Here is an 8605-nt window from a genome sequence, read left to right as displayed (position 1 = left end):
GCCGGGTCCTTGAAGAAGTCGTGGCCCTTGTCGTCCACGACGATGAACGCCGGGAAGTCCTCCACCTCGATCTTCCAGACGGCCTCCATGCCGAGCTCCTCGTACTCGACGACCTCGACCTTCTTGATGCAGTCCTGGGCGAGGCGCGCGGCCGGGCCGCCGATGGAGCCCAGGTAGAAGCCGCCGTGCGTGCCGCAAGCGTCCGTGACCTGCTGCGAGCGGTTGCCCTTCGCCAGCATCACCTTGGAGCCGCCCGCCGCCTGGAACTGCTCCACGTAGGAGTCCATGCGGCCGGCCGTCGTCGGGCCGAAGGAGCCGGAGGCGTAGCCCTCGGGGGTCTTGGCCGGGCCCGCGTAGTACACCGGGTGGTCCTTCAGGTACTGCGGCATCCCCTCGCCCGCGTCCAGCCGCTCCTTGATCTTGGCGTGGGCGATGTCGCGGGCCACGACCAGCGGGCCACTGAGCGAAAGCCGCGTCTTCACCGGGTACTTCGTCAGCTCGGCCAGGATGTCGTCCATCGGCTGGTTGAGGTCGATCTTCACCACGTCGCCGCCGGACTCGTCCAGCTGCTCGTCCGTCGTCTCCGGCAGGAACCGCGCCGGGTCCGTCTCCAGCTGCTCCAGGAAGACGCCCTCCGCGGTGATCTTCGCGACGGCCTGGCGGTCGGCGGAGCAGGACACCGCGAGCGCGACCGGGCAGGACGCGCCGTGGCGGGGGAGGCGGATGACGCGGACGTCGTGGCAGAAGTACTTGCCGCCGAACTGCGCGCCGATGCCGATCCTCTGCGTCAGCTCGAAGACCTTCTGCTCCAGCTCCTTGTCGCGGAAGCCGTGACCGAGCTCGGAGCCCTCGGCCGGAATCTCGTCCAGGTAGTGCGCGGAGGCGTACTTCGCGGTCTTGAGGGCGTACTCCGCGCTCGTGCCGCCGACCACGATCGCCAGGTGGTACGGCGGGCAGGCGGCCGTGCCCAGCGAACGGATCTTCTCCTCCAGGAACTTCATCATGGAGGCCTCGTTCAGGACGGCCTTCGTCTCCTGGTAGAGGAACGACTTGTTGGCCGAGCCGCCGCCCTTCGCCATGACCAGGAACTTGTACGCGTCCCCGTCGGTCGCGTACAGCTCGATCTGCGCCGGGAGGTTGGAGCCGGTGTTCTTCTCGTCCCACATGGTGAGCGGGGCCATCTGCGAGTAGCGCAGGTTGAGGTTCTTGTACGCGTCGTAGATGCCGCGGGAGAGGGCCTCCTCGTCGCCGCCCTCCGTGAGGACGTTCTGGCCGCGCTTGCCCATGACGATCGCCGTGCCGGTGTCCTGGCACATGGGGAGCACGCCCGCGGCGGCGATGTTGGCGTTCTTGAGGAGGTCCAGGGCGACGAACTTGTCGTTCGACGAGGCCTCCGGGTCGTCGATGATGCGGCGCAGCTGCGCGAGGTGGGCCGGGCGCAGGTAGTGCTGGATGTCGTGGATGGCCTCCTCGGCGAGCTTGCGCAGCGCCTCCGGCTCCACCTTGAGGAAGGTGCGCCCGCCGGCCTCGAAGGTGGAGACGCCCTCGGAGGTCACCAGCCGGTACGGGGTGGTGTCCTCTCCCATGGGGAGCAGATCGGTGTACGCGAATTCCGGCATCTCGCCTATTCCTCACTTCACACAGGTGGCGGCTGGCCTCCGTCGGCAGCGCTCGAACAGCGTAGAACCTGACTGCGGCGACGAGCTTGTGAGGTAAGGCTCAGTTCCTCCCGTCCACCCCGTCTCCGCCCGTCCCGTCTTCCCGGCATCTCCCCGGCGTCCAACCCTAGTCGCGATCTATCGCGAGTGGCTATGCTGCTCGGGTGGACCTTCAGAAGAGCGACGCCCCCCAGGAGCCGCTGCCGCCGGCCCAGTTGCGCGCCTCCGACGCCGACCGTGACCGGGTCGCCGACCTCCTGCGTGACGCCCTCGCCGAGGGCCGCCTCACCGCGGACGAGCACGCCGAGCGGGTCGAGGGCGTACTGGGCGCCAAGACAGTGGGTGAGCTGGACGTGTTCGTACGGGACCTGCCGGCCGCCCGGCGGCAGGGGGCCGGGCCGGCCGGCTTCCATGTGCCGGTGTCCCATCGTCCGGAGCCGGGTTCGATGCCGGCCTACCCCGACGAGAACGTGGTGGCCGTCTTCAGCGGCGCGACGCGCAAGGGGCGCTGGCGGGCGGGCCGCCGCATCCACGCGTACGCGGTCTTCGGCAGTGTCGAGATAGACCTCAGCGAAGCGCTCTTCGAACACCGGCAGGTGATGATCAAGGCGTTCTCGGTCTTCGGCAGCGTCGAGATCCGCGTCCCGGAGAACGTCTCGCTGCGCGGCAGCGGCGGCGGAGTCCTCGGCACCTTCGAGGTCGCCGCGGTGGATTCCGGCCAGAGTGACGCACCCGTGGTCTACGTGGACGGCTTCTCCGTCTTCGGGAGCGTCGAGGCGAAACCGAAGCGGGGGAAGCTGATAGCCGATCTGCTCGACCGTGTCTCACGCAAGGTCGACGACCATTTGCGCAAACATCTGGATCGTTGACGATTGCGAATTCGGGTCGTTCGCGAAGGTTGTCCACTCCCTCGTCGATCTTCGCGGATCGGGCGTTCCGCCCCTGAATTCCAGCGGTTCGGAACTCAGTGCATAGGCTCGCGCACAGCGGGTAGGGCTTGCTGCATCGACTCTCGCTCGCGAAGCCGTCGTCAGGAGTAGACCGTGCTGCAACCGCCGCATTCGTCCCTGCAGGTCCGTGTTCCGTCCCAGCGGGTACCAGTGCGAGACAGGGATCAGGACGCCCCGTGGCACACGGAAGCCGTGTGCCGGCGAGACGAGGCGGGACTGTTCTTCGCCCCTTCCAAGGAGCCCACCGCGGCCCGTCTCTCCCGTGAGGAGGCGGCCAAGCGGGTCTGTGCCCGCTGTCCCGTGATGGTCGAGTGCCGGGAGCACGCGCTGCTGCAGCCGGAGCCGTACGGGGTGTGGGGCGGCCTCACCGCCGCCGAGCGCCGTGTGGTGCTGGCCCGGCGCCGCCGCCGCGACCTGGAGCTCAAGAAGGCGGCACGGGGGTCGATAGTCGCCGCCGGGTAGCCGGCGCCCGCGACGCCCACGGCACCTGCGGTTCGTACGGTGCGTACGGGCAAGGGACGCCCCCTTCGTGTCCGGGGCGCCCCTTACTCGTACGGCACCGGTACCGGTTCGTACGTGTGTCGCGCTACTTCGCGCGCTCGAAGTCGATCGAGCTGTACGCGCGCAGCTTGCTCAGCCGGTGCACGGAGTCGATGCGACGGACCGTGCCCGACTTGGAGCGCATCACGATCGAGTCGGTCGTGGCCGTCTCGGCGCGGTAGCGCACACCGCGCAGCAGCTCGCCGTCGGTGATGCCGGTGGCGACGAAGAAGACGTTCTCGCCGGAGACCAGGTCGTCCGTGGTCAGCACGCGGTCCAGGTCGTGGCCGGCGTCGATCGCGCGCTGCCGCTCCTCGTCGTCCTTCGGCCAGAGCTTGCCCTGGATGACGCCGCCCAGGCACTTCACGGCACACGCCGAGATGATGCCCTCGGGAGTGCCGCCGACGCCGAGCAGCAGGTCGACGCCACTGGTCTCGCGCAGCGCCAGGATCGAGCCCGCGACATCGCCGTCCCTGATCAGCTTGATGCGCGCGCCGGTGTCCCGGACCTCCTTGATCAGGCCCTCGTGGCGCGGCCGGTCGAGGATGACGACCGTCACGTCGTCCGGCGTGGAGCGCTTGGCCTTGGCGACCCGGCGGATGTTCACCGCGACGGGCGCGTTGATGTCGACGAAGTCGGCGGCCTCGGGGCCGGTGACCAGCTTGTCCATGTAGAAGACGGCGGACGGGTCGAACATGGTGCCGCGGTCGGCGGCGGCCAGGACGGCGATCGCGTTCGGCGCGCCCGCGGCCGTCAGCGTCGTGCCGTCGATCGGGTCCACGGCGATGTCGCACTCGGCGCCGGTGCCGTCACCGACGCGCTCGCCGTTGAACAGCATCGGTGCCTCGTCCTTCTCCCCCTCGCCGATGACGACGACGCCGTTCATCGACACGGTGGAGACGAGGGAGCGCATGGCGCGTACGGCGGCACCGTCGGCGCCGTTCTTGTCCCCGCGGCCGACCCAGCGGCCAGCGGCCATCGCGGCCGCCTCGGTGACACGGACCAGTTCCAGAGCGAGGTTGCGGTCGGGGGCCTCGGAGGGGACCTCGAGCTCGGACGGCAGATGATGCTCGGTCATCGTCAATGCACCTTTCTGGTACGGCACAGGTTCGGCGCACACGGGTCCGCGCCCGCGGGGTGACCTCGGCGTCGGCGGCGGGGTGGAAGAGGTGGGGTGGGGACGGGGCCGAGGGTGCGAAGAGCAGGTGGGTGAGGGTGGAGGGCGGTCCCGTGTGGCCGGTTGAGGGTTCGGAGTGACTCTATCGCCAGGTCGACAAAACGAGCAGGGGACCCCACGGATGAGCAGACCGGTGCACCTGCGACGATGAGGGCGTGGCAGGCATGAAAGGCAAGCAGACGGTCCGCGACATGGTCCTCTCCCTGGGACTCATCTGTCTCGCGGCGGGGGTCATCTATCTCTTCGTCCCGCACGACGACGGGGAGCCCGAACTCCGGCGCGTCGACTACAGCGTCGAGCTCCAGACGGCCCGCCGCGCGGCGTCGTACCCGGTGGCCGCGCCCGAGGGCCTGCCCGACAGCTGGAAGCCCACCTCGGTGCGGTTCCAGGGCGACCGGTCCGACGCCTGGCACCTCGGATACCACGACCCCGAGGGCGCGTACGTGTCGGTCCAGCAGTCCGCCGAGAAGCCGTCCACGTTCATCGAGGACGCCACGCAGAACGCCGAGGACACCGGCGAGACCCAGGAGATCGGCGACCGTACCTGGCACCGCTACGAGGGCGAGCGGTACGACGCCCTCGTGCTGGAGGACGAGGGCTCGACGACGGTGGTCACGGGCTCGGCGTCCTTCGCACGGCTCACGACGATGGCGGAGGCCCTGAGGACGGAGTAGGCCGCCGAACGCGCCGGGTGCGTGTCCCGCACGGACCCGGCTCCCACGGAGATGCGTCAGAAGCGCCCTAGTCCCCTTTCGGCTCCCCCGCGCCGTCCCCGTCCTCCGAGAGCGCCGCGTCCAGCCGCTCGCGCGCGCCGTCCAGCCAGCGCCGGCACACCTTGGCCAGCTCCTCGCCGCGCTCCCACAGGGCGAGGGACTCCTCCAGGGTCGTACCGCCCGCCTCCAGCCGCCGGACGACCTCGATCAGCTCGTCACGCGCCTGCTCGTAGCCGAGCGACCCGCCCGCCCCGGCGGTTCCGGCGTCCTCGCTCACCTTGCTGGTCATGGTCTCCACCCTAAGCGTCCCTTCGTACGGTCATCTCGCCCCCGGCCACCCGCGCCCGCAGCGGCTCGTCCGCCGCCACCTCCTCGGGCGCGCGCACGACGTGGCCGTCGGCCTTCTGCAGCACCGCGTAACCCCGCTGCAGGGTCGCCGCGGGGGAGAGGGCCACCACGCGCGCGTGCGTGTGCGTCAGCTCGGACAGCGAACGGTCCAGGTGGTGGCCGAAGCAGCGGCGGCCGCGGTCCAGCAGCGAGTCCACCTGGTCCGCGCGCTCGTCGACCATGCGGTGGGGGTCCTCCATGGACGGGCGGCCCAGCGCGTTCGCCAGCCCGCGCTCCTCGCGCTCCACGTACGCCTCCACACAACGCCGCGCACGGTCGCGCAGCCAGCGCACCCGCTCGTACTCCTCGCCCACGTCCGGCACGACCTTCTTGGCGGCGTCGGTCGGGGTGGAGGCGCGCAGGTCGGCCACGTAGTCGAGGAGCGGGGTGTCCGGCTCGTGCCCGATGGCCGACACCACCGGCGTACGGCAGGCGGCGACGGCCCGTACGAGCTGCTCGTCGGAGAACGGCAGCAGGTCCTCCACGCTGCCGCCGCCCCGCGCCACGACGATCACGTCCACGTCCTCGCGCGCGTCCAGCTCCTTCACGGCCTGGACCACCTGGGACACCGCGTGCACACCCTGCACGGCGACGTTGCGCACCTCGAAGCGGACGGCCGGCCAGCGGTGCCGGGCGTTCTCCAGGACGTCCCGCTCGGCGGCCGAGGCGCGGCCGCAGACCAGCCCGATCCGCTGCGGCAGGAACGGCAGCGGCTTCTTGCGCTCGGGCGCGAACAGCCCCTCCGCGGTCAGCGACTTCTTCAGCTGCTCGAGCCGTGCGAGCAGCTCGCCCACACCGACCGGCCGTATCTCGGCGGCCCGCAGGGAGAGCTGGCCCCGCGGCGCGTACCACTCCGGCTTCGCGTGCACCACGACGCGGGCGCCCTCGCTGACGACGTCGGCGATCGCGTCGAACACCTGCCGGAAGCAGGTGACGCTCACGGAGATGTCGTGCGACGGGTCGCGCAGCGTCATGAAGACGACGCCCGCACCCGGGCGCCGCGACAGCTGGGTGATCTGCCCCTCGACCCACACGGCGCCGAGCCGGTCGATCCATCCCCCGATGAGCCGCGACACGTCGCCGACGGGCAGCGGGGCGTCCGCGGACGTAGTCAGTGCCATGCGCCCGAGGGTAATGGGCGCCACCGACAGAGCGGCGGGACCCGGAACCCGGGGTGCGCGGCCAGGACGTGATCCACGACCCGCGGACACGGCCCGTACGATGGTCGGCATGACTGCTCAGCCTGGCCGCCGTGTCCTCCTCGCAGCCCCGCGCGGTTACTGCGCGGGCGTCGACCGCGCCGTGATCGCCGTCGAGAAGGCCCTGGAGCAGTACGGGGCCCCGGTCTACGTCCGCCACGAGATCGTCCACAACAAATACGTCGTGCAGACCCTGGAGAAGAAGGGTGCGATCTTCGTCGATCAGACGGAGGAGGTGCCCCCGGGCAACATCGTCATGTTCTCCGCGCACGGCGTCGCCCCCACCGTCCACGAGGAGGCGAAGCGCGGCAGCCTCGCCACCATCGACGCGACCTGCCCGCTGGTCACCAAGGTCCACAAGGAAGCCATCCGCTACGCGAACGACGACTTCGACATCCTCCTGATCGGGCACGAGGGCCACGAGGAGGTCATCGGCACGTCCGGTGAGGCGCCCGAGCACATCCAGCTGGTCGACGGCCCCGAGGACGTCGCCAAGGTCGAGGTCCGCGACCCGTCCAAGGTCGTGTGGCTCTCCCAGACCACCCTCTCCGTCGACGAGACCATGGAGACGGTCGACGCGCTGAAGGACAAGTTCCCGCAGCTCGTCTCCCCGCCCAGCGACGACATCTGCTACGCCACGCAGAACCGCCAGCTCGCCGTGAAGCAGATGGGCGCCGAGGCGGACCTGGTCATCGTGGTCGGGTCGCGCAACTCCTCGAACTCCGTGCGGCTCGTCGAGGTCGCCAAGCTGGCGGGCGCGCGTGACGCGCACCTGGTGGACTTCGCCGACGAGATCGACGAGTCCTGGCTGGAGGGCGTCTCGACGGTCGGTGTCACCTCGGGCGCCTCCGTGCCGGACGTCCTCGTGGAGCAGGTCCTGGAGTGGCTGTCGCAGCGCGGTTTCGAGGACGTCGAGATCGTCAAGGCGGCCGAGGAGTCCATCATCTTCTCGCTGCCCAAGGAGCTCCGCCGCGACCTGCGCGACGAGGCGGCGGCGCTGATGGCGGAGCGTACGGGGCAGGCCCCGGCCGCCGAGTGACGTGCCGGGCGGTACGCCTGGCGGTACGACGAGACACGTGACGGGACGAGTGGCGTCCCGTGCACCGCGGGACATCACTGTCCGTCGGGACATCACTGTCCGTCCTGTCCGTCGTACGACGTAACGTAAGGCCATGCAGATCTTCGGTGTGGACATCGGCGGATCCGGGATCAAGGGCGCTCCGGTGGACCTGGAACGGGGCGACCTCGCGGACGAGCGGTACAAGGTACTGACCCCGCGACCGGCGGCTCCGGACGCGGTGGCGGACCGGGTGAAGGAGGTCGTCGACCACTTCGGCTGGACGGGCCCGGTCGGCGTCACCTTCCCCGGCGTGGTCGCCGGCGGCACCACCGTCCGTACGGCTGCCAACGTCGACAAGAACTGGATCGGCGTGGACGCGCGCGCCCTGCTCGGCGAGCGCCTCGGCGGCCTGCCGGTGACGGTGCTGAACGACGCCGACGCGGCCGGTGTCGCCGAGATGCGGTTCGGCGCGGGGCGCGACCGGCGGGGCACGGTCGCCCTGCTCACCTTCGGCACCGGCATCGGCAGCGCGCTGTTCGTGGACGGCGTCCTCGTGCCCAACACGGAGCTGGGCCACCTCGAGTTGGACGGCCACGACGCGGAGAAGCGCGCCTCCAGCAAGGCCAAGGAGGACGAGGACCTCTCCTGGGAGCGGTGGGCCCGCCGCGTCAGCACGTACCTGGCGCACGTGGAGATGCTCTTCTCCCCGCAGCTCTTCATCATCGGCGGCGGAGTGAGCCGCAAGGCCCACAAGTTCCTGCCGCTGATCGAGGGCATCGAGGCGGAGGTCGTCCCCGCGCAGCTGCTGAACAACGCGGGCATCGTGGGCGCGGCGATGCGGGCGTCGACGCGGTAGGGCGCGCGCCCGGCCCGTGCGCGGCGGTCCCGCTCACGCCGTGCGGCGGCGCGCCCGGGCGGGCG

The 8605-nt window shown here is 70.6% G+C and carries 9 protein-coding genes; 5 read left to right on the top strand and 4 right to left on the bottom strand.

The annotated features are described in order from the left end of the window. Nucleotides 1-1619: fumarate hydratase (locus UW392_RS37810; protein ID WP_320779759.1), on the bottom strand; the 1619-nt coding region annotated here is incomplete at its 3' end. A 203-nt stretch (nt 1620-1822) separates the two neighbouring features. Between UW392_RS37810 and UW392_RS37805 the strand changes: the two genes are divergently transcribed. Continuing rightward, nucleotides 1823-2527: a DUF1707 domain-containing protein gene (locus UW392_RS37805; RefSeq protein WP_320779758.1), complete on the top strand. Its 705-nt coding sequence runs from the start codon at nt 1823-1825 to the stop codon at nt 2525-2527. A 174-nt stretch (nt 2528-2701) separates the two neighbouring features. Beyond that, a complete protein-coding gene (locus tag UW392_RS37800) occupies nt 2702-3070 on the top strand; it encodes a WhiB family transcriptional regulator (protein WP_320779757.1) in 369 nt (122 codons plus the stop codon). 124 nt (nt 3071-3194) lie between these two features. Here the strand turns inward: UW392_RS37800 and glpX are convergent, their stop codons facing one another. Then, nucleotides 3195-4226: a class II fructose-bisphosphatase gene (gene glpX, locus UW392_RS37795; RefSeq protein WP_320779756.1), complete on the bottom strand. Its 1032-nt coding sequence runs from the start codon at nt 4224-4226 to the stop codon at nt 3195-3197. A gap of 263 nt (nt 4227-4489) precedes the next feature. Between glpX and UW392_RS37790 the strand changes: the two genes are divergently transcribed. Continuing rightward, nucleotides 4490-4999, top strand: coding sequence for a DUF4245 domain-containing protein (locus UW392_RS37790; protein WP_320779760.1), 510 nt, complete (start codon nt 4490-4492; stop codon nt 4997-4999). Between the two features lie 67 nt (nt 5000-5066). Here UW392_RS37790 and UW392_RS37785 read toward each other — a convergent pair whose 3' ends face one another. Further along, on the bottom strand, nt 5067-5327 hold the full coding sequence (locus tag UW392_RS37785) for an exodeoxyribonuclease VII small subunit (RefSeq protein WP_320779755.1): 261 nt from the start codon (nt 5325-5327) through the stop codon (nt 5067-5069). Between the two features lie 10 nt (nt 5328-5337). After that, complete coding sequence (xseA, locus tag UW392_RS37780; RefSeq protein WP_320779754.1) at nt 5338-6546, bottom strand: exodeoxyribonuclease VII large subunit; 1209 nt, start codon at nt 6544-6546, stop codon at nt 5338-5340. Between the two features lie 100 nt (nt 6547-6646). On the opposite strand from xseA, the gene UW392_RS37775 reads away from it, so the two are divergent. Both UW392_RS37775 and ppgK read left to right on the top strand, forming a co-directional pair. Beyond that, a complete protein-coding gene (locus UW392_RS37775) occupies nt 6647-7663 on the top strand; it encodes a 4-hydroxy-3-methylbut-2-enyl diphosphate reductase (RefSeq protein ID WP_320779753.1) in 1017 nt (338 codons plus the stop codon). A gap of 133 nt (nt 7664-7796) precedes the next feature. Then, entirely contained in the window at nt 7797-8540 is a 744-nt protein-coding gene (ppgK, locus tag UW392_RS37770; RefSeq protein ID WP_320779752.1) for a polyphosphate--glucose phosphotransferase, read from the top strand. The last annotated feature ends 65 nt before the right edge of the window (nt 8541-8605 follow it).

The organism is Streptomyces sp. CRN 30 (genome assembly GCF_034105845.1).
The sequence above is the reverse complement of the archived record's forward strand: the minus strand, read 5'-3'. Positions and strand labels throughout refer to the sequence as shown.

Bases quoted from the DNA above. Each gene is read 5' to 3' on its own strand.
- glpX (WP_320779756.1), bottom strand. From the start codon at position 4,226: ATGACCGAGCATCATCTGCCGTCCGAGCTCGAGGTCCCCTCCGAGGCC.
- UW392_RS37790 (WP_320779760.1), top strand. From the start codon at position 4,490: ATGAAAGGCAAGCAGACGGTCCGCGACATGGTCCTCTCCCTGGGACTC.
- UW392_RS37785 (WP_320779755.1), bottom strand. From the start codon at position 5,327: ATGACCAGCAAGGTGAGCGAGGACGCCGGAACCGCCGGGGCGGGCGGG.
- xseA (WP_320779754.1), bottom strand. From the start codon at position 6,546: ATGGCACTGACTACGTCCGCGGACGCCCCGCTGCCCGTCGGCGACGTG.
- UW392_RS37775 (WP_320779753.1), top strand. From the start codon at position 6,647: ATGGTCGGCATGACTGCTCAGCCTGGCCGCCGTGTCCTCCTCGCAGCC.
- ppgK (WP_320779752.1), top strand. From the start codon at position 7,797: ATGCAGATCTTCGGTGTGGACATCGGCGGATCCGGGATCAAGGGCGCT.